Annotated in this window: 21 protein-coding genes; 6 read left to right on the forward strand and 15 right to left on the reverse strand. The window is 42.1% G+C overall.

Features of this window, described 5'->3' with window-relative positions:
• Positions 1-127 precede the first annotated feature (127 nt).
• Both ACIQYG_RS00005 and ACIQYG_RS00010 read right to left on the reverse strand, forming a co-directional pair.
• Complete coding sequence (locus tag ACIQYG_RS00005; protein WP_402835473.1) at positions 128-565, reverse strand: MarR family winged helix-turn-helix transcriptional regulator; 438 nt, start codon at positions 563-565, stop codon at positions 128-130.
• Positions 566-729: 164 nt separating this feature from the next.
• On the reverse strand, positions 730-990 hold the full coding sequence (locus ACIQYG_RS00010; RefSeq protein ID WP_402834955.1) for a YqkE family protein: 261 nt from the start codon (positions 988-990) through the stop codon (positions 730-732).
• Positions 991-1,120: 130 nt separating this feature from the next.
• On the opposite strand from ACIQYG_RS00010, the gene ACIQYG_RS00015 reads away from it, so the two are divergent.
• Positions 1,121-2,020, forward strand: a complete 900-nt coding sequence (locus ACIQYG_RS00015; RefSeq protein ID WP_402834956.1) for an alpha/beta hydrolase — start codon at positions 1,121-1,123, stop codon at positions 2,018-2,020.
• Positions 2,021-2,062: 42 nt separating this feature from the next.
• On the opposite strand, the gene ACIQYG_RS00020 is transcribed toward ACIQYG_RS00015, so the two are convergent.
• The 3 genes from ACIQYG_RS00020 to ACIQYG_RS00030 form a co-directional block, all read right to left on the reverse strand.
• The gene (locus tag ACIQYG_RS00020) at positions 2,063-2,386 is read right to left on the reverse strand and encodes an iron-sulfur cluster biosynthesis family protein (protein WP_402834957.1); all 324 of its coding nucleotides are present in this window, start codon (positions 2,384-2,386) and stop codon (positions 2,063-2,065) included.
• Positions 2,387-2,610: 224 nt separating this feature from the next.
• The gene (locus ACIQYG_RS00025) at positions 2,611-2,943 is read right to left on the reverse strand and encodes a YolD-like family protein (RefSeq protein ID WP_402834958.1); all 333 of its coding nucleotides are present in this window, start codon (positions 2,941-2,943) and stop codon (positions 2,611-2,613) included.
• A gap of 26 nt (positions 2,944-2,969) precedes the next feature.
• On the reverse strand, positions 2,970-4,229 hold the full coding sequence (locus tag ACIQYG_RS00030) for a Y-family DNA polymerase (RefSeq protein WP_402834959.1): 1,260 nt from the start codon (positions 4,227-4,229) through the stop codon (positions 2,970-2,972).
• A 414-nt stretch (positions 4,230-4,643) separates the two neighbouring features.
• Here ACIQYG_RS00030 and ACIQYG_RS00035 point away from each other — a divergent pair, with 414 nt between their 5' ends.
• Positions 4,644-5,303, forward strand: a complete 660-nt coding sequence (locus ACIQYG_RS00035; RefSeq protein WP_034308187.1) for a C40 family peptidase — start codon at positions 4,644-4,646, stop codon at positions 5,301-5,303.
• A gap of 60 nt (positions 5,304-5,363) precedes the next feature.
• Here the strand turns inward: ACIQYG_RS00035 and ACIQYG_RS00040 are convergent, their stop codons facing one another.
• The 3 genes from ACIQYG_RS00040 to ACIQYG_RS00050 form a co-directional block, all read right to left on the reverse strand.
• Positions 5,364-5,891, reverse strand: a complete 528-nt coding sequence (locus ACIQYG_RS00040) for a hypothetical protein (RefSeq protein WP_402834960.1) — start codon at positions 5,889-5,891, stop codon at positions 5,364-5,366.
• A gap of 155 nt (positions 5,892-6,046) precedes the next feature.
• The gene (locus ACIQYG_RS00045) at positions 6,047-6,838 is read right to left on the reverse strand and encodes an SDR family NAD(P)-dependent oxidoreductase (RefSeq protein WP_402834961.1); all 792 of its coding nucleotides are present in this window, start codon (positions 6,836-6,838) and stop codon (positions 6,047-6,049) included.
• Positions 6,839-6,861: 23 nt separating this feature from the next.
• On the reverse strand, positions 6,862-7,830 hold the full coding sequence (locus ACIQYG_RS00050) for an MBL fold metallo-hydrolase (protein WP_402834962.1): 969 nt from the start codon (positions 7,828-7,830) through the stop codon (positions 6,862-6,864).
• Positions 7,831-8,343: 513 nt separating this feature from the next.
• On the opposite strand from ACIQYG_RS00050, the gene proC reads away from it, so the two are divergent.
• Positions 8,344-9,189, forward strand: a complete 846-nt coding sequence (gene proC, locus ACIQYG_RS00055) for a pyrroline-5-carboxylate reductase (protein WP_402834963.1) — start codon at positions 8,344-8,346, stop codon at positions 9,187-9,189.
• Positions 9,190-9,301: 112 nt separating this feature from the next.
• On the opposite strand, the gene ACIQYG_RS00060 is transcribed toward proC, so the two are convergent.
• The gene (locus ACIQYG_RS00060) at positions 9,302-9,733 is read right to left on the reverse strand and encodes a VOC family protein (protein WP_402834964.1); all 432 of its coding nucleotides are present in this window, start codon (positions 9,731-9,733) and stop codon (positions 9,302-9,304) included.
• Between the two features lie 265 nt (positions 9,734-9,998).
• Here ACIQYG_RS00060 and ACIQYG_RS00065 point away from each other — a divergent pair, with 265 nt between their 5' ends.
• Positions 9,999-10,550 (forward strand): MerR family transcriptional regulator, encoded by a 552-nt coding sequence (locus tag ACIQYG_RS00065; RefSeq protein ID WP_402834965.1) that lies wholly within the window; start codon positions 9,999-10,001, stop codon positions 10,548-10,550.
• A 151-nt stretch (positions 10,551-10,701) separates the two neighbouring features.
• On the opposite strand, the gene ACIQYG_RS00070 is transcribed toward ACIQYG_RS00065, so the two are convergent.
• The 5 genes from ACIQYG_RS00070 to rnz form a co-directional block, all read right to left on the reverse strand.
• On the reverse strand, positions 10,702-11,496 hold the full coding sequence (locus ACIQYG_RS00070; RefSeq protein ID WP_402834966.1) for an ABC transporter ATP-binding protein: 795 nt from the start codon (positions 11,494-11,496) through the stop codon (positions 10,702-10,704).
• On the reverse strand, positions 11,471-12,502 hold the full coding sequence (locus tag ACIQYG_RS00075) for an ABC transporter permease (RefSeq protein ID WP_402834967.1): 1,032 nt from the start codon (positions 12,500-12,502) through the stop codon (positions 11,471-11,473). The genes ACIQYG_RS00070 and ACIQYG_RS00075 overlap by 26 nt, the downstream gene beginning before the upstream one ends.
• A 32-nt stretch (positions 12,503-12,534) precedes the next feature.
• Positions 12,535-13,530 carry an ABC transporter substrate-binding protein gene (locus ACIQYG_RS00080; RefSeq protein WP_402834968.1) on the reverse strand — a complete coding sequence of 332 codons (996 nt, stop codon included), beginning with the start codon at positions 13,528-13,530 and terminating at the stop codon, positions 12,535-12,537.
• 207 nt (positions 13,531-13,737) lie between these two features.
• Positions 13,738-14,556, reverse strand: coding sequence for a squalene/phytoene synthase family protein (locus ACIQYG_RS00085; protein ID WP_402834969.1), 819 nt, complete (start codon positions 14,554-14,556; stop codon positions 13,738-13,740).
• Between the two features lie 63 nt (positions 14,557-14,619).
• Positions 14,620-15,561 carry a ribonuclease Z gene (gene rnz, locus ACIQYG_RS00090; protein WP_402834970.1) on the reverse strand — a complete coding sequence of 314 codons (942 nt, stop codon included), beginning with the start codon at positions 15,559-15,561 and terminating at the stop codon, positions 14,620-14,622.
• A 228-nt stretch (positions 15,562-15,789) separates the two neighbouring features.
• Here rnz and zwf point away from each other — a divergent pair, with 228 nt between their 5' ends.
• Both zwf and ACIQYG_RS00100 read left to right on the forward strand, forming a co-directional pair.
• Positions 15,790-17,286 (forward strand): glucose-6-phosphate dehydrogenase, encoded by a 1,497-nt coding sequence (gene zwf / locus ACIQYG_RS00095; RefSeq protein WP_402834971.1) that lies wholly within the window; start codon positions 15,790-15,792, stop codon positions 17,284-17,286.
• Between the two features lie 473 nt (positions 17,287-17,759).
• A complete protein-coding gene (locus ACIQYG_RS00100) occupies positions 17,760-17,900 on the forward strand; it encodes an asparagine synthase (protein WP_402834972.1) in 141 nt (46 codons plus the stop codon).
• Positions 17,901-17,947: 47 nt separating this feature from the next.
• Here ACIQYG_RS00100 and gndA read toward each other — a convergent pair.
• On the reverse strand, positions 17,948-18,818 hold an 871-nt coding region (gene gndA / locus ACIQYG_RS00105; RefSeq protein WP_402834973.1), incomplete at its 5' end, for an NADP-dependent phosphogluconate dehydrogenase.

The raw sequence follows: 18,818 nt of genomic DNA on the forward strand, positions 1-18,818 counted from the left end.
GCCCAAATCTCTTATCCTTTGGTCAAAATTTCAAGGGAATTTTAAAAGGGGTTCGGAATTTTTTAAATTCCGAACCCCTTTTGTCTACAAACTGAGACGCTTGGGGTTACCAAGCGTCTTTTCTTCACTAAAATTGCTGTAATGTTTTCAATAGTTGGAGCAGCGAAGCTTTTAAATCCTCAACCACCCTCTTATCCTCACCCGACATAGCCGAAATGCGATCGGGAATGAAACAGGCCTCTTCCTGTAAACCAAGTCCCTTTTCCGTCAACTTAATCATGACAGAACGTTCATCTTCAGTTGAACGTTCACGGACAATCAAGCCATTCTGCTCCATTCGTTTCAACATGGGGGTAAGCGTTCCTGAGTCGAGGGCAAGGAGCTCGCCAAGTTTTTTTACTGTAAGTGTATCCTGTTCCCATAATAGAAGCAAAACAAGATATTGAGGATATGTCACTTCAAGTTTATCAAGCAGCGGTTTATATTTCTTCGTCATTTCCCGCGAACTTGCATAAAGCAGGAAACATAATTGGTCTTCCAGTACTTTTTCTATTTTACTTTGCATCATATCACCAGCTAATAGTAGTCCATCCGATATGCAATCATATCGAACTTATCTTTAATATAATCGTTATACTTTATAAAATAAAGGAATATCAGCAAGGAATAAATCTTCCTGAACGGAAAAAGGGAGCCAGCCCTTTTAAAACTTTAACTGCTCCCTGTTCTTCATTTATAGTTCTTCCAGTTCAGATTGCTTTCACCCAATAGTTCTTCGAATGATTTATTCTTCTCCCGCCGCTTTCTTTCTTCACGTTTTTTTTCTTCTTCCGCTGCCCTTTTCTCTTGTTCAGCCTCATTAAGTTCTTTTTGCTTTTGACGAAGCTGGGACATGATATCTTGATTGATCATATCACCGAGTTTCAATGAAGATGAATCTTTATCTTGGTTTTTGCTTTGATTTTGTTTTCGCGGCTGTTTCTTTTTCATCCTTAAAACCTCCTGGCCATTTATGAAATTATTATATCATGACTGCCGTTTTCCTCATCATGGTTTTCAAACAGTGTTTTCCCTTTTCCCTCATGGTAAAATAAAGAAAATCAACCGAGGAGGACCTTTCATGAAGAAATGGTGGTTTACACTGGCTGGAATCCTATCGTATATCATCGGCGTCGGCATTTATTTTTCCAATCGGATCATGTACATGAAAAAGAAGGAAGATGATTTTATCCAGAATCGTGAAATCATGGCTAAACGCCTGATCACGGAGGATTTTGATAATCTGCCTAAATCGGAAATTTGGGTATCGTCACCATCAGGATATTCCTTGAAATGCTTGTTTATCGAACCGCATGACACCAAAAAGTGGGTGGTCATTTCTCATGGTGTGACGGAGAACAAAGTCAATTCGATCAAGTACATGAACATTTTTCTTAAGCGGGGCTTCAATGCGATCATTTATGACCACCGCCGGCATGGGGATTCCGGTGGCAAGACGAGCAGTTATGGACATTATGAAAAATTCGACCTGAAGGCCGTAATCGATGAATTGAAAAGACGTAAAGGTCCCGACCTTCATATTGGCATTCATGGAGAATCCATGGGGGCCGTAACTCTGCTTTTATATGCCGGAATGCTTGAAGATGGCGCTGATTTTTATATTGCCGACTGTCCATTTTCAAACTTCGAGGATCAGATCAAACACCAGCTCAAGCATGAAGTCCCATTTCCTTCTTGGACCGTGTTTCCGCTTGGGCGTACGTTCATCAAACTCCGTGACGGATATTGGACCAATGAAGTGTCCCCAATCGATTATATGAAAAATATCCGAAAACCCGTGCTTTTCATCCATAGTGAAAATGACAGTTTCATTCCCGCTTCCATGACAGCGGAATTATATGCAGCAAAAGAGGGCCCAAAGCAGCTGTACATCGCTAAAAAAGGGGCCCACGCTCAATCTTATAATGAAAATCCAAAAGAATATGAAGATCAAATCGATCAGTTTCTAAAACTTGTCTGAGAAGAAAAGAGAGGGTATCCAAGATCCCTCTTTTGCTTTTAGTTAGATTTTATTAAAAAAGCTCATCCTCGGATTTAAGATTTGATTCGGACTTTTTAATTGAAAGCTGTTCGCTTCCGGAACAAAGTCTATTTTCATGACTTCATCAAGAAAAATCATTTTTGATTTCTCAACATATAGCGGGATTCCGTTCGTTTCCACTTTTTCAGTACCTTCTTCAGGTTCGTTGACCCACCATAGCGCCGTCACACCACTTACCACGCAGCCACAGCCATCAGTATCATATTTCAACTGTAAATATCCTTCTTGTCCCTGTACCTTACCGGCTACTTTCTCAGCCGCTGTTTCCGTCCATTCAATATACATGATTGCTGCCTCCCGGTGTCTTTGCATTCCTCCATTATAAACGATAAAAACGTTTCTGTTAACGAAACTGCCTGCTTCCTTTTGCAAGATCAGCCCTCACGAAAATCACTTTCCTCATGGACCGTTCTAACCAATGCCGATTCTCTTATGCCACGTCGTTCCTTTCATCACGATGCCGTTTCGAAAATGAAAGGCTGTCCCTTGGGGAACAGCCCTTCCGCTCATCATTCCATTATCCTTACATCCGCTATATCGGAAAGCCTGATATAGTGAGCCTGCTCAAACCGATCAACGATATGAAGCTTTTGGGTGAGCTCATTATAATAATGGATCCTGCCGATTAACAGCTGATACCGGTTTCCTTCATAATGAGCAATCGTGACATCCTTTCTTTCCTCCATCGCTTCCCCCATCACCGCATTCATTTCTTCCAGTTGCTGTTCATCCAGGATGCGCTTCGTTTCATAGCTATCCTCCACCACCCAATCCCGCAGCATCTTCACATGTTCCGGCAACATCATCGATGTCCATTTGATACGGCCGCGATCACGAATCATTCTTTTTCCTCCTTTCAAAGTCAACCTTACGCCTTATGCCCGCCAAGCAGCTTGCTTCGGTAAACGGCTGTACCTGCTTCTGTATACGAAACTGCACGCAATAACGATTTGGCTCCATATTTGTGGCGGATTCGATCAACCGTGTAACTCAATTCCCGCTTCTTCCAGCGCGAAGCATCAAATAAAGTCAGCTGCATTTCGTTATCATCTACAATATTCGAGAGTCTGACCTCTATGCTTCGAACCGTTTTTTGCTTATAGTTCTCATGAAAAAGCTCCAGGCAAACTTTATATAACTCCAGCGTAATGTTGCTCGGCTCGTTAATCGAACGCGAACGATGGAAACCTCCGCCAAACTCATCCTTGCTGTAACCAATGCCTAGGCTCACCGTCCTTCCTGCCTTACGATGGGTGCGTGCCCTTCTTCCAACTTCTTCGCAAATTTCCAGCATGACCTGCTTTATCTCATGTTCCTCCTTATAATCCCGCAGCAGGATTTGACTTTTACCGAAGCTGACCTGCCCTTCGATGATCGCTGCCCCCATATCGGATAAATCTATTCCCCAGGCATGGTGGTAAAGCTGATTGCCCATAATTCCAAACTTCGCTTCAAGTAATTCAAGATCATAATTGGCAAGCTGCCCAACCGTAAATATGCCCATTCCATGAAGGGTTTTTTCTACGCGCCTGCCGATCCCCCACATTTCACGCAGCGGGGAAATCGGCCAAAGTTTGCTTGGTACATCCTCATACTTCCATTCCGCAATCCCTTTATGTTTGGCTTCCAAATCAAGGCAAAGTTTTGCCATAAGCATGTTCGGTCCAATTCCAATGGCACAGGGGAGCTGTAATTCCCGTTCAATTTCATCTTTTATCTTTTCAGCTATCATGCGGGCATCTCCCCATAAAGAAGCGGCACCATCGACTTTCACAAAACTTTCGTCCACACTATATACGTGAATCGCTTCTTTGGGCACATAACGGTTGAACAAGCGGGTGATTTCCGTCGAGACCCTTAAATAAGTCGCCATTTTAGGTTCAACGACGACAATCCTCGGATCATTCGGAATCTCGAACATCCGCGAACCTGTCTTGATGCCAAATTCCTTCTTCATCTTTGGAGAAGCCGCAAGCACAATGCTCCCTGTCCTCTTCAAATCACCAACCACCGCCAGATAACAATCAAGCGGGTCCAGCCCAAGCATGACCGCTGAACAGCTTGCATAAAAACTTTTCATATCGATACACATAATTGATTGTTTCGGCATCGTCCCATAATCCATCATCTCTTCACCCTAACAAGAATATACGTTCGCTTTATTATATTCATAACTCTAACCGAATATACGTTCTTATTCAATGGAAGTTTTCATACAAATTTCTACTTTTTATTGTAATTTCCTTGAAAAATATAATAGATACTAAAAATGGGTGAAATTCCAAATTTAAACTCAGTATCCAAATAGTTTTTTTGAAAAAGATCAATTGGTAGCTTGATTAATATCCAATAGGTCCATATACTCAGTTTTTTTAACTTCCCCCACCCTTTTCAACAGACTTTCGTCTGTTTAAAATCCAGTCTTAATGCTCATTTTTTGTAATGAAAATGTAACGAAAATTATGTCTAATTGTCATAATGGTATTGTAGGATAATATTGTTAAGAAATAATAGAAAGATAGATAGAGAGGAAATGAAAATTATGAAGAAATGGATCGCTTCAGCTGCTGTTGCATCTGCCATGATGCTAACCCCACTGCAAGCCTTTGCCAACATTGGAGACCAAACCCTCAGACCCGGAATGACACATAGTGATGTCAAACAACTACAACAACTATTAAAAACCAAAGGTTATTTCACATATTCAGGTTCACTGACTACATATTACGGCACCTATTCTGTATCCGCAGTAAAAAAATTCCAAAAAGCCAAAGGGTTGACTGCCGACGGAATTGCCGGCCGCAACACATTTAATGCGCTTGGTGTTTATAATGTCAATAATACTAGCTTGATCAGCTATGCAAAAACCTTAATAGGCAAACCCTACAAATGGGGCGGAACAACACCAACTGGATTTGACTGCTCAGGCTTCGTCTATTACGTATTCCAGAAATCACAAGGGATTACCTTACCGCGTACAACATCCTTGCTCTATTCCAATACGGGTTTAAAAGTATCTTCACCAGCTAAGGGTGATCTTGTATTCTTTGATACTTCTTCTGGAAGAACAGGAGTATCCCATGTTGGGATCTATATCGGAAATGGTCAATTCATCAGTGCTACGTCTTCTAAAGGAATAACCATCACGGATATGGATAATTCTTATTGGAAACCAAAATATTTAGGTGCAAAAACTTTATAAAATCCAGTGATATCCCATAAAACAACCGGACAGAATTCGAAGTGAATCAGTCCGGTTGTTTTATTTTATATATAATATTTCATCCGTTAAATCCTCAACTGTCACAATGAATGAAGAATCCAAGTTGGAACGATTCATCATTTCGATATTATAAACATGCTCTGAGGGTAAATGGACGACTTCGAGAACCATGAATCGCTGGCTTTCCGCTTTGCTGACATGATCGAGAGCAGCAGTGACCGCCCTTTGTTCGGCTAAGCTGATTTCATCCGTCAAAACAAGAATCATTTTTGCTTCCGCTTTCCCAGGAAATGATTTCTTCACCCCGCCCCGGTGCCATGGTTTCACTTTCATCCCGATTTCCAGGTCGGAATAATCGAGGTCATTACCATGTTGATCTTGAATATATGTATCATTGGTCACCTTATAGTACGTCCCTTTAATCAAAACCCTTTTATCGTCAAGATCCGTAATGAAACCTTGTTCCCCTTTATCAATGGGTTCATCCATGTTCCAATCGGGGGATTGACAGCTACCCAGAATAAAGGCGACGAATATATATATATAAAGGTTTACAATCATCTTCATGAAAATCCCTCCTAATAGAAATAGACGGATTCCCCATGAAATAGTTACCAATTCAAATGAAAACTTCGGTTATTTCAAAAAAGGGGAATGTCATCGACATTCCCCTTTACCTAATATTAGACCATCTTTGACCTGTCCGGTATCGAAAGTATAGCCTACTTTTTAAAAAATGCTTTTTTTCCTAATGTTTCGGTGATCTTCGGAAACATGTTATACCATTTCCCAGCTAAATTCATCCAGCCAGGGAGATTGATTTCCCTCTTATTGGTCAGCATCGCCGCTACGATTTTAGCAGCGACATCTCCAGGCTTAAGCATGAATTTTTCAACGTTCTTTAAGTATGCACCTGATTCATCCGCAATGTTAAAGAAATTCGTTTCTATAGGGCCAGGATTGACGGTGGTCACAAAAACATGATCTTCCATCAGCTCGAGCCGAAGTGCGTTTGAATAGCCAAGAACTGCGAACTTGGTAGAAGAGTACAATGTTGATTTAGGAGTGGCGATTTTACCGGCCTGTGAAGCGATATTGATGATATGCCCCGATTTTCTCTGCTTCATATACGGTAAAACCAGCTTTGTGCAGGCCATTAGCCCAATGACGTTGACAGCAAACATTGCTTTCGTTTCATTTAATTCCGTATCCTGCGCTTCTTTAAACGTGCCGAAACCCGCATTGTTGACCAACACATCCACTTCACCTATTTGCTCATGGATGTCATTAAAAACATTTGTCACCTGATCAGTGTCTGCAACGTCAAGCTTATAGGCATATGCATCAATCCCATATTGGGTGATCAGTTCATTCTTTAACAGAAGTAATTTATCCATGCTTCTGGCCAAGAGGACGAGACGTCCTCCCTGTTTTGCACTTTGAATGGCAAGTTCCTTGCCAATCCCTCCGGAAGCACCGGTAATAACAATAACTTTACCTTGCAACTTATTCAAAAAAAGCGGCCTCCTTACGAACATTAAGCGATTGAATACAGAATGACCCCTGATTGGATTTCTGTTTGAACTTCACCCAAGTCTTCTAAATAGTCCAGCTGACCGACCGTTTCCGAAAGTGTCAGTCCCACTTCCTGAAGGTATACTTTCGGAAACAGCTGCTGACACACTTCAAAGGCAGATAAAGGCTTATCTTGAAGCATGCCTTTCACCTGCATGGCACGGTTATGCTGCCGCTCGAATCTATATTGAATCAAGTCGGCAACCGCATCTCCTTCCACCTCAGATCCATGTCCGGAGTAAACTGTGGATATGGGAAAATCCAATAATTTCTGAAGTGATGCATTATATTGCAGTAATGGGCGAGGCCTCATGCCTCCGGGAAGTAAAGGTGGTTCCATTAATGGGTTAGGTGAAATCTTGGCAAGCAAGTGATCGCCAGCGATCATGACCCCGTCACTTTCCCGGTAAAAGGATAAATGGCTTTGCGCATGACCCGGAGTCTCGATCACTTTCCAGCCTGGAAGACCAGGAAGCTCATCTCCCTCAGCCAAATATCCATGCAGCTTCCGTTCACTAAGGAAACCGATTTCGTCTCGGTTATGGATCAGTTTATTTTTCAGCTCTTCTGCTACTCCGAACTTTTGGGCATAATCAAGGAAAAAACGATTATGGGTTTCAAGAAAATCATCACTGATAGTAAGCCAGCGCTGATTGTTTTTGTGTCCATAAACCGGGATTTCCTTTTCAAAGAAATCGAGTGCACCAGCATGGTCGGGATGATGATGTGTTAAAATGATTTGTTCGATATCAGTCAGTTTCAGACCTAAATCCCCAAGCCCGTTAGTCAAGGCTTCCTTTGATCGTTTTGTTTTCACTCCAGTATCGATTAACGTTAAAGCATCCCCTTTAACTACATAAACATTCACATCACCCACTGCAAAGGGCGTGGGCAAAGCAATTTTTGCAATATCTCCATTCCAATTCGCCATAATCTTTTCCACCTTAGAATAATTATATTTATATAAATCTTTTTATACGCTAACCAGGATTCTAAGTATAGTTATCATGTATAATTACCATTTTACATGTATTTTTAATTACTGTCATTATTTTCACATAATTCATGTCTATTTTTTATCGTCCATGCATATATTATCATTGACAGAGTACTGATATATCCTTCATAATCACAAGTAATTAAAGACGGCATGGCTTTGATTAAGGCCAAGTAAATTATTGATGGCGTAAAGAGAGTGAAGCTCGGAAAGTGCTGAAAGGCTTCATCGCCCCCTCATTATTGAACCTACCTTATGAGCCTTCAGGAAAACCTGACGTAATTCCCGCGTTAGAGGATTCAAGTGCAGCTTTTCTGTTTATTTATTACGGAAAGGTTGAACAAAGGTGGTACCACGGAAGCTAGACCTTTCGTCCTTTATTGGATGAGGGGTCTTTTTGTTTTTCGAAAAAAGGCCGAAAATTTAAAAGAAAAAGGAGCGGGAAATATGAAAAAAATCGCGTTTATCGGAGCTGGATCGATGGCAGAGGCAATCATTTCGGGGCTGGTGACCCAACAGGTAATTGAACCAGAAAATATTTTTGTAACCAATAAATCAAATGATGATCGGTTCGTTTATTTAAAGGACCAATATGGTGTTACTGCAACAAGATCGCTGCAGCTATTAGTACAGGATGCAGACCTTGTCGTACTGGCGGTGAAACCGAAAGATATTTTAGAAACGATGCAATCAATAAAAGAATACATCCGTGAAGAAATGCAGTTCATTTCCGTTGTTGCCGGTGTTCATACAACTAGTTTGGAAGGAATCGCCAACAAGCGGTTTTCGATCGTCCGTGCCATGCCTAATACATCAGCAGCTGTAGGAAAATCAGCAACGGCCCTTGCGGCTAACTGTCATACGAAAGACTCGCAATTACAAACGGCGATTACCCTTTTTGAAACGGTAGGTACGGTGGCAGTGGTCGATGAAACCCAGCTAGATGCGGTAACAGGCTTATCAGGCAGCGGTCCTGCTTATATTTATTACTTGGTCGAGGCATTGGAAAAATCGGCAGAAAAAATAGGTCTCGATTCCGAAACCGCTAAGCAATTGATTCTTCAGACACTTATGGGCGCAGCCGACATGTTACAGAAATCACCTAAAACGCCTGCCGTACTAAGAAAGGAAGTAACTTCACCAGGCGGAACGACTGAAGCAGGTCTGAAAGCACTACAAGCACATCAAGTGGAAGATGCATTCATTGCCTGTGTACAAGAAGCGACAGAGCAATCAAAGCGAATGGGCAATCAAATAAGTAAAGAACTAGCCAAATATGTAGTTTCGCAGTAGCCGCAAGATGATGACCGGCTGTTGTGCCTGGCCACTCCTACGGCAATGGCCAGGCAACAGCCCTTTTTATGATCCAGACATCTTATAAAGGGTAAACCTTCTGAAGTGAGCGTTACTTTATAATCAGCATATCATTTTCATCGAAACTCCAATCCTTCGAATACGCAACCTCCCAATAGTAACCATCAGGGTCTGAAAAATATCCGCTGTATCCTCCCCAAAAAACATCCTGAGGTGATTTCTCGATTGTTCCCCCAGACTTTTCAGCCTTGTTGATCACTTCATCCACTTCTTCAATCGATTTAGCATTATAAGCGAGCGTAAGACCCGGGAAACCATTTTTCTTAGGCGGTTTTATCTCATCAATGTCTTTTGCCAGTTCCTCTAAAGGATACAAAGCAAGTTTCGTTCCGGCATTATTAAAAAAAACGATTGCGGGATCGTCCTCTTTTATCAATGTACGGAATCCCAACCCGTCCCGGTAAAACCTTAATGATTCAGTAATATCCCTGACACCTAAAGTTATAATGTTGATCCTGTTCATGCTAGCCCTCCTTCTTCCATGTTTTAAGGGTAAATTCGACATCTGGATCACTTTTCCCTTTTTAGCTTGATTGACCATCATCCACACCATAACAAATGCTTCTAAAAGAATTTGCAAAAAGCTTCACAGGGGATTCACTTTGGATTGCTCCTCATGCAAATTACGTAGGAATTCCACTTTCTTTGCCGAATGAATACATGTTTTGTCATCTGTAAAGGAATTCCCCCATACTTATCGAATTCAAAACCAAAAGGGGGGAATCTCGATGAATACAAGTGCAGTTGCCCGGTTACTGAATGTTTCCCATAGTACGATTCAACGCTGGGTCACCCAATTGAACATGGAAGTAGAACGGAATCAGCTTGGCCACTACCAGTTTTCGGATGAAGACATTGCATTATTGAGAAAAGTTCAAGATCAGCTGAACGAGGGCATCATTCTCCAAAAAGTCAGCATCTCAGAGAATAAGATTAGAAAAGCAACCATCCAGAAACACTCCGAACCGAATAAAGAACATGATCAACTGCTTGAACGGGTCATCAGGCTTGAAAATGGCCTGAAAACAAAAGCGGACGATGTTGTATCCTATCAGCTTTTACAGCACAGAAGTGAAATGGAAGAAATGCACAAACTCGTTAAGAAACTCGAAGCCCGTATCGAAGCGTTAGAAACACCAACGGGTCAGCACTTTGATTATTACCTCGCGGCTGAAGAAGCTGCTGCCACTAAAAAGACGAAAAAAAGGCCATTCATAAAAATGATTTTTGGAAACAGAAAGAACGATAGTTCATCATGGAGCACAGCCGACAGCGATTGACATCTTTTATCAAGATCGTTCATGAGCACCCCGCGATAACCATTTTAGTTATGCAAAGCATTTCTTCAGTAATAGGACCTGATATTATTAATTACCCCAAAACAAAAGGCCCTGACCCAAATCTCACCTGGGTCGGGCCTTTTTCATCATCTTAAATCAACACAGCACGGTCATTGATCATTTTTTCGCCTTTGATGCGTTGGAATTCGTTAAGCAGTTTTTCGACAGTTAACTTCTGCTTTTCAGCGCCTCTGGCTTCAAAAATGATCTGACCCTTATCCATCATGATCAGGGAATTTCCAAGATCGATTGCCTGCTGCATATTATGAGTCACCATCAACGTCGTTAATTGGTTCTTTTCGACGATTTCCTTCGTCAGGTTTGTAACAAGCTCTGCCCGCGAAGGATCAAGCGCTGCAGTATGTTCATCAAGAAGCAGGATTTTAGGATCGGTGAAGGTCGCCATCAGCAATGATAGTGCCTGACGCTCCCCCCCTGACAATAATCCCACTTTTGCAGTCATCCGGTTTTCCAAGCCTAAATGAAGGGTGCCCAAACAATCTTTAAAAAGTTCTTTCCGTTTCTTTGTCACCCCAAAGCCTAAACCTCTTCTATTGGTTCTGCCATAGGCAATTGCCATATTTTCTTCAATCGTCATATGCGGTGCCGTACCCAGCATGGGATCCTGAAAAACGCGTCCAATCATTTTTGCACGGGCATGTTCTTCAATGGACGATACGTTTTCACCATCGATGATGACTTCACCGGCATCAGGGAGAATCTTACCGGAAATCATATTCATCAAAGTCGATTTACCTGCTCCATTACTTCCGATGACTGTTACAAATTCGCCTTTTGTCATCTGTAATTCCAGATTTCCAAGAGCTAGCTTTTCATCTGGAGTTCCCTCATTGAACACTTTATAAATCTGATTTAACCGAAGCATATTCTTCCCCCCCTTTCGGTAAAGTGCCATCATGACGCATCTGTATTTCTTTAAGCCGCCTTTTCTTCCGGTTTTTTTCCTTTTGTTTATCGGAAATTTTTGGAATAACAAGTGCCCCGACCACAATAAGTGCCGTAATTAATTTAACATCCCCTGTTTCAAGGAATTCAACGCGAAGTGCCAAGGTTACGACGATTCGGTAAATGATCGCCCCTCCAATGACCGCAAGCGTCGCACGTGCAATCGTTTTTGCACCAAATAGAGCCTCACCGATTATGACGGATGCCAATCCGATGACAATGATTCCAATCCCCATGCCTATATCGCTAAAACCGTTATATTGGGCAACCAAGGATCCCGAAAAAGCAACAAGTGCATTTCCGATTGCTAGTCCGAGAATCTTCATGTTGCCGGTATGGGCGGAAAAACTCTTGACCATGGCTTCATTATCACCAGTCGCCCGTAAGGCTAGACCAATTTCCGTTTTTAAAAAAGCTGACATTCCTGCTTGGATGACTACAGCCACAATAAGCATAACGATTAATATGGCCCATGTTTTTGGCAGGCTGTCACCGAGACCCACGAATGATAAAAGACCATTCAACAAATTGTCCAGCCCGGTGCCAGCCCAGGCATCCTGGATATTCGTGATAATGGTTGTTTGGGAAAGCAACGGAATGTTTGATGCACCCATGATCCTCAAATTTATCGAGTAAAGCGCAATCATCATTAAGATACCTGCCAAGAGAGGATTGATTTTCCCTTTGGTATGCAGGAACCCCGTTATCGTCCCAGCGATGAACCCTGCCACCATGGCACTCAACGTGGCAACGATCGGCGAGTAACCGTTAACGATCATAATCGCGGCAACAGAGGCCCCTGTCACAAAACTGCCTTCCACTGTCATATCCGGGAAGTCGAGAATCCTGAATGTTAAATAGACACCAAGTGCCATGATCGCATAAATCATTCCCGACTCAAAAGAGTTGAATAAGGCTGAGAACATTTTTTTCTTCCTTCCCCGAACAAAAGCAGAGTTTATTTTACAAACTCAGCATCTGCTTTCCATTCTTCTTTTATTTCAACACCCATATCTTTTGCTGCTTTTTCATTGATGACCAATTTCAGTTTTTGTGGATATTGAACCGGGATATCTCCAGGTTTTTTACCATCCTTCAGGATTTCAACCGCTTTTTGCCCCGCTTCATAACCAATATCATAGTAACTGAAGCCATATGCTGCAAAACCGCCCGCATTCACGGAATCAAGTTCGCCGACAAACAATGGGATATCTTGATCTTTCGCCACGGAAATGACCGATTCCAGTGCCGAGACAACTGTATTATCAGTAATGATATAGAAAGCATCCGCTTTTCCGATTAATGATTCCGTTGCTTGTTTAACATCCGCTGAAGTCGAGACGGATGCTTCCACGACTTTCAATCCAGCTTTTTTCGCTTCCGCTTTCACATTTTTTATTTGGACGACTGAATTTTGCTCCCCTGTGTTATAAACCGTTCCAATCGTCTTGGCGCCAAGCTCTTCCGCTAGGAATTTCATTGACTTTGCAATGGCTTCAGGATGGGAATCCGTCGTACCCGTCACATTTCCGCCTGGTTTTTCCAATGAAGTGACAAGCTCCCCCGCTACAGGATCGGTAACCGATGTAAAGACGATCGGAATATCCTTGGTCGCATTTAAAGCACTTAGGGCACTAGGAGTCGAATTCGCAAATATCAGATCCACTTTATCCCCAACGAAGTTATTGGCAATCGTTTGACTGTTGTTTTGGTCACCCTGTGCAATTTGAAGATCATATTTCGCATTGATGTCACTATCCTTCAACGCCGCCTGGAAGCCTTCGTATGCTTGATCCAGGGAATCATGCTGAACGATTTGTGTTACCCCAATGTTTAATGTATCCTTTCCGCTTTCATCCTTTGCCGCATCTTTTTCCTTTTCATTTCCACACCCAGCCAATAATAAACCTGCGACCAATGTCATAGCTGCAGTTGAATATAATTTCTTTTTCATATTTTCCCCCCGCTTTTTCCTTATTTAAAATAATGTTTTACTAACGGTGCCAGCTTTTTTCGCTTTTATGTCCTAAATTATAATCGTTTAGTCCCAATTATTCCAATATATTTTTTAACTTTTTAGAATTTTTTGAGTTCTAAATGTAAAACATGAAAAAAGCCGCTGTGAAAGGTATGGTATCTTTCACAGCAGCTTTTTGAAAAATCAATGTTCGACAACCTGGCTGACAATTTCGGTAACTGTAGCACGATCAATTTTTTCTTTGCCTTCTTTTAAGGCTTTCAATGTGGCTTTTGCCAATTCCAAGGGTATTTTACAGAATTGGGTGATCTCTTTCGTTTCAATCTCTCCAATGTACGCATCGGCTAATGCAAGATTACGCTCCGTATGGGCAAGCATCTCGTCGAAACCCCAGCCATCCGGATAAAAATTCACACCACGTTCTGCATCTTCCTCACGGTTACGCAGGATATTGACCGTTTGGAGTCCGCGACCAAATGCGATGGCAAGTTCACGGTCCGTTTCGGTTCCATCGTACCAGTTCCACATATCGGAGAGCATGACCCCCACTAAACCTGCAACATAATAAGTGTAATCATCGAGTTCCTCTTCATTATGGATTTGCCAGTCCTTAGTAACCCATTTTGCCATGCCTTCGGCCATTTCCTTTGTTGACTCCAGTACTTTGTCTTTTGCACCAGGGGGACAAAATTCAACCCAGTCCGAAAGAAAAAGGGTCACCTCGGGCAGATCATCCTTATATGGTTCAAATAACTTTTGAAGATCATCTTCCTTGAAATTCGCATCCGGAAGCTCACTAAGGGCCTGTAACAGGGAAACCTTAATATCTGCAGGAAGACCTGGGTGGTCCTCGATCTCATCGATGGCGCGCATGCAAAGGTATGCAGCTCCAACAGCCTCTTGCAATCCCTTTGGAAGATAGCTGATTGGAATGAAAAAAGTCCGGCTTGTTTTCAGGAGAAAATCCATTGCTTTAGTATGTAGGTCACTTTTGTCAGTCATATTTACACTCCTTTAAATATCCAATGAACAATTGATTAATTATATCAAACATTGGCTTTGATTTCAGCAGCCCGATTCCTCTGAATACAAAGGAACTTTAATTGCCATCAGATCTTCACCCATGATCGTATTTGCAAAGATCGCTTTGCTTTCCTCTTTTAGCCTCACAGCATCCTCTGAAGTATACCGTGAGCTGATATGCGTAAGGATTAGATGCTTAGCTCCCGCTTTCAAAGCCGTTTCTGCAGCCTGAACGGTGGTCGAATGATAATAAGCTGATGCCATTTCAGATTCTTCCGCTGAAAATGTAGCTTCATGAACAAGGTAATCCGCCGATTCAGCAAGAATGAGCGCATTGCTGCACATTCTTGTATCACCAAGAATCGTGATGATCCGGCCTTTTTGCGGAGCACTGATATAGTCCTTCCCATTTAAGACACGGCCATCATCGAGACAGACCGTTTGTCCATTTTTCAATGCTTTAAAAAGAGGCCCCGGCTTCACTCCTTCAGACCGCAGCCGGTCGACCAGTAAGCTACCCGGCCGATCTTTTTCCACAATCCGATAACCGATGCTGTAAATGCCATGATCAAGCGTCATGGCAGTCACTGTGAATTGTTCGTCCTCAAACACTGTGCCTTCTTCTATTTCGATTATTTCCAAGGGATATTTTAAATGAGTTCCACTCACCTGTAAGCTCGTCTTAATAAATGAATCTATGCCATGTGGACCATATACGGTCAATTTATCGACTCCGCCCTGAAAAGATCTGCTGCTTAAAAAACCAGGCAGTCCGAAGATGTGGTCACCATGTAAATGGGTGATGAAGATCTTTTCAACCTTTCGCGGTTTGACCGCCGTTTTTAATATTTGATGCTGTGTCGCTTCCCCACAATCGAATAACCAAACCGTCCCTCGTTCTTCCAATAATTGAAGGGCGATTGATGTCACATTACGCGCTTTGGCCGGAACGCCAGCGCCTGTACCCAATAAAACGAAATCCACGATACTACCTCCGTTGCAAATACTTTATGACTTAACTATAGCATAACCAAGGTGCTCTTTCATTTATGACCCATTAAAACCGAAAGCAAATTAAACTTTTAATGAAATATGAGAAAAAATGCGCAAATTGATTGCTTTGAGGGAAAGCTAAACGTAAAATTAGAAATTGGTACACATACGGGAATTCCAACTTTATAGACAGATTTAACGGAAAGTTGAGGTTTTAACATGACAGAAAACAATAAACCCACAGCATTGATCATGATTTTTGGTGCTACCGGAGATTTAGCGAAAAGGAAATTGTTTCCTTCCATATATCGACTATTTCAAAAAGAGAAAATCAATAAGTTCGCGGTCGTCGGAGTGGCAAGGAGGCCATTGACGAACGAGGAGTTCCAAACAAGTGTCAAGGACTCGATTCTCACGTTCGGACATGCGGAAGAAAAGGTCGACGAATTCATTTCCCATTTCCATTATCACTCCCATGACGTCTCAAGTTCAGAATCGTACTTGCAATTAAAAGACATTGCCGAACAATTAGACGGTCAATATCAATTAGAAGGAAACAGGATCTTCTATTTGGCGATGGCACCCGAGTTTTTCGGAACGATTGCCGAACAGATTAAAGCTCAAGGCCTGAGTGACACGGATGGATATAAGCGCCTGGTCATCGAGAAGCCATTTGGACACAGTTTCGAAACAGCACAAAAATTGAATGAGCAGATTCGGACTGCATTCGCTGAAGATGAAATCTACCGCATCGATCATTATTTAGGTAAAGAAATGGTCCAAAATATCGAGGTCATCCGTTTTTCCAATGCCCTATTCGAGCCGCTTTGGAATAACAGATATATATCCAACATCCAGGTTACTTCAAGCGAAACACTTGGCGTTGAAGAACGCGGACGTTATTATGAAACCAGCGGTGCCCTAAGGGATATGGTCCAAAACCATCTTCTGCAAATGGTAGCCTTGCTTGCCATGGAACCCCCGATCGCTTTGACGACAGAAGAGATTCGAAGCGAAAAAGTGCGGGCATTGCGTTCACTTCGACCAATGAAAGTAGACGAAGTCAATCAATACTTCGTCCGTGGCCAATATGGTGAAGGAACGATAGATGGACAAACACTTCCGGCCTACCGCAATGAACATAACGTAAATCCCGAATCCAACACTGAGACGTATGTTGCGGGTAAATTGATGATTGATAACTTCCGTTGGGCCGGTGTTCCTTTTTATATCCGTACCGGTAAGAGAATGGATGTCAAATCAACGAATATCGTTGTTCAATTCAAAGATATCCCCATGAATCTGTATTATAAAACGGAAGAAACGCTGAACCCGAATCTTCTCGTCATCAATATCCAGCCTGACGAAGGTATCACATTGTACTTAAATGTTAAGAAATCCGGGACGACATCCAATACAAAGCCAATGAAGCTGACCGTCTCGAACAAAGGGATCGAACACATCAATTCTCCCGAGGCATATGAAAAATTATTGTTTGACAGCATGCGCGGGGATGCTACAAACTTTACGCACTGGGACGAGGTTGCCCTCTCATGGAAGTTCGTCGATACGATTTCCAATGCATGGGAAAATACTAAAGACGAGTCTTTCCCTAACTATGAGGCGGGATCCACAGGTCCACTTGCATCCGATGAACTCCTTGCCGAAGATGGACATATTTGGTGGCAAGTCAAGAAAAACGAAAATAATGAATAAAATGAAAAAGGGATGCAGATTTGTATCTGCATCCTTCATTCATGAAACACTCTTCCTAAGTAATTTATTCCGGATAATATGAAACATTTCCTTGGACTTGGATATTCCTTCCTCTTTTTCCGAGTTGAGCCAAAATGAAACACCGGATTCTAAGGCAATGAAAAATAAAAAAATGGCTACAGCCCACCAGATGATGAACATAAAGTCCTCCGCTCCTTTTCTCTCTTTCTGCCTACTGTATCCTACGGTCCGTCCAGCTCTTTCAATGTTTATATTCCTTTTTCCACAGGAGTTTAAACCTAAAAAAGCAAGGATGAATGTCATACATCATACTACATTTTCCCTAAAAAAGGTAAATTAATTGGAACTATTTACAACTAGTTCATTCTCACCATTTTTCCCCTTATCTAAAAAGAATGGTAAGCCCTTGAGGTTACACTAAAAAAGACCCTTAGTGACAGTATCGCTAAACCTTGGGCACATCCGTGACAGCTGCGGGTTATGCAATGAAGCAGACCCGGGGCTCAAACAAAATGGTAGCTAATACGGTTTTTGGTTTAGGTTTGGCACATGTTGCATTAGGGGTCATTGACCTTGTAGAGCATCAGAGATAGAAAAAAGCCGGTTTAAAAGGGAATCCCTTTTAAGCCGGCTTGAACTTTTATTTTTCCATCCATTCAGTATGGAACGTTCCTTCTTTATCAATGCGTTGGTAAGTATGGGCTCCAAAATAGTCACGCTGAGCTTGAATCAGGTTAGCTGGCAGCGTTTCTGTACGATAGCTGTCGAAATAGGCAAGTGCCGATGACAAGCAAGGAACCGGGATTCCGTTCATCACAGCCGTTGACACTACCTCACGCAAAGCTCCTTGATAGCTTTCGACGATCCCTTGGAAGTAAGGATCTAGTAGAAGGTTGTTCAAGTTTGCTTCACGATCGTACGCTTCCTTGATTTTTTGGAGGAATTGTGCACGAATGATACATCCACCACGGAAAATCATCGCGATTTCCCCATATTGCAAGTTCCAGTCATTTTCTTCTGATGCTGCTTTCATTTGTGCAAATCCTTGTGCATATGAACAGATTTTGCTCATATAAAGTGCTTTTCGGATACTTTCAATCAAAGCCTTTTTGTCGCCTGTAAATGATTCAGCTTTTGGACCACGAAGGATTTTACTCGCTTCGACACGCTCGTCCTTGATTGCTGAAATAAACCGGGCAAACACGGATTCCGTAATGATTGGAAGCGGAACACCAAGATCAAGCGCACTTTGACTTGTCCATTTCCCTGTACCTTTTTGGCCAGCTTTATCTAAAATGACATCGACCATCGGCTTGCCAGTTTCTTCATCATATTTTTTGAAAATATCAGCAGTAATTTCAATCAAATAGCTATCAAGTTCCCCTTCATTCCATTCAGAGAAGACTTCATGGAATTCTTCAGCAGATAGTCCAAGGAGATTTTTCAGAAGGAAATAAGATTCGGAAATCAATTGCATGTCCCCGTATTCAATACCATTATGTACCATTTTC

Source organism: Peribacillus sp. NPDC096622 (genome assembly GCF_044762665.1).
Lineage (GTDB): Bacteria > Bacillota > Bacilli > Bacillales > DSM-1321 > Peribacillus > Peribacillus frigoritolerans_B.

Bases quoted from the DNA above. Each gene is read 5' to 3' on its own strand.
- ACIQYG_RS00005 (WP_402835473.1), bottom strand. From the start codon at position 565: ATGCAAAGTAAAATAGAAAAAGTACTGGAAGACCAATTATGTTTCCTG.
- ACIQYG_RS00010 (WP_402834955.1), bottom strand. From the start codon at position 990: ATGAAAAAGAAACAGCCGCGAAAACAAAATCAAAGCAAAAACCAAGAT.
- ACIQYG_RS00015 (WP_402834956.1), top strand. From the start codon at position 1,121: ATGAAGAAATGGTGGTTTACACTGGCTGGAATCCTATCGTATATCATC.
- ACIQYG_RS00020 (WP_402834957.1), bottom strand. From the start codon at position 2,386: ATGTATATTGAATGGACGGAAACAGCGGCTGAGAAAGTAGCCGGTAAG.
- ACIQYG_RS00025 (WP_402834958.1), bottom strand. From the start codon at position 2,943: ATGATTCGTGATCGCGGCCGTATCAAATGGACATCGATGATGTTGCCG.
- ACIQYG_RS00030 (WP_402834959.1), bottom strand. From the start codon at position 4,229: ATGATGGATTATGGGACGATGCCGAAACAATCAATTATGTGTATCGAT.
- ACIQYG_RS00035 (WP_034308187.1), top strand. From the start codon at position 4,644: ATGAAGAAATGGATCGCTTCAGCTGCTGTTGCATCTGCCATGATGCTA.
- ACIQYG_RS00040 (WP_402834960.1), bottom strand. From the start codon at position 5,891: ATGAAGATGATTGTAAACCTTTATATATATATATTCGTCGCCTTTATT.
- ACIQYG_RS00050 (WP_402834962.1), bottom strand. From the start codon at position 7,830: ATGGCGAATTGGAATGGAGATATTGCAAAAATTGCTTTGCCCACGCCC.
- proC (WP_402834963.1), top strand. From the start codon at position 8,344: ATGAAAAAAATCGCGTTTATCGGAGCTGGATCGATGGCAGAGGCAATC.
- ACIQYG_RS00060 (WP_402834964.1), bottom strand. From the start codon at position 9,733: ATGAACAGGATCAACATTATAACTTTAGGTGTCAGGGATATTACTGAA.
- ACIQYG_RS00065 (WP_402834965.1), top strand. From the start codon at position 9,999: ATGAATACAAGTGCAGTTGCCCGGTTACTGAATGTTTCCCATAGTACG.
- ACIQYG_RS00070 (WP_402834966.1), bottom strand. From the start codon at position 11,496: ATGCTTCGGTTAAATCAGATTTATAAAGTGTTCAATGAGGGAACTCCA.
- ACIQYG_RS00075 (WP_402834967.1), bottom strand. From the start codon at position 12,502: ATGTTCTCAGCCTTATTCAACTCTTTTGAGTCGGGAATGATTTATGCG.
- ACIQYG_RS00080 (WP_402834968.1), bottom strand. From the start codon at position 13,530: ATGAAAAAGAAATTATATTCAACTGCAGCTATGACATTGGTCGCAGGT.
- ACIQYG_RS00085 (WP_402834969.1), bottom strand. From the start codon at position 14,556: ATGACTGACAAAAGTGACCTACATACTAAAGCAATGGATTTTCTCCTG.
- zwf (WP_402834971.1), top strand. From the start codon at position 15,790: ATGACAGAAAACAATAAACCCACAGCATTGATCATGATTTTTGGTGCT.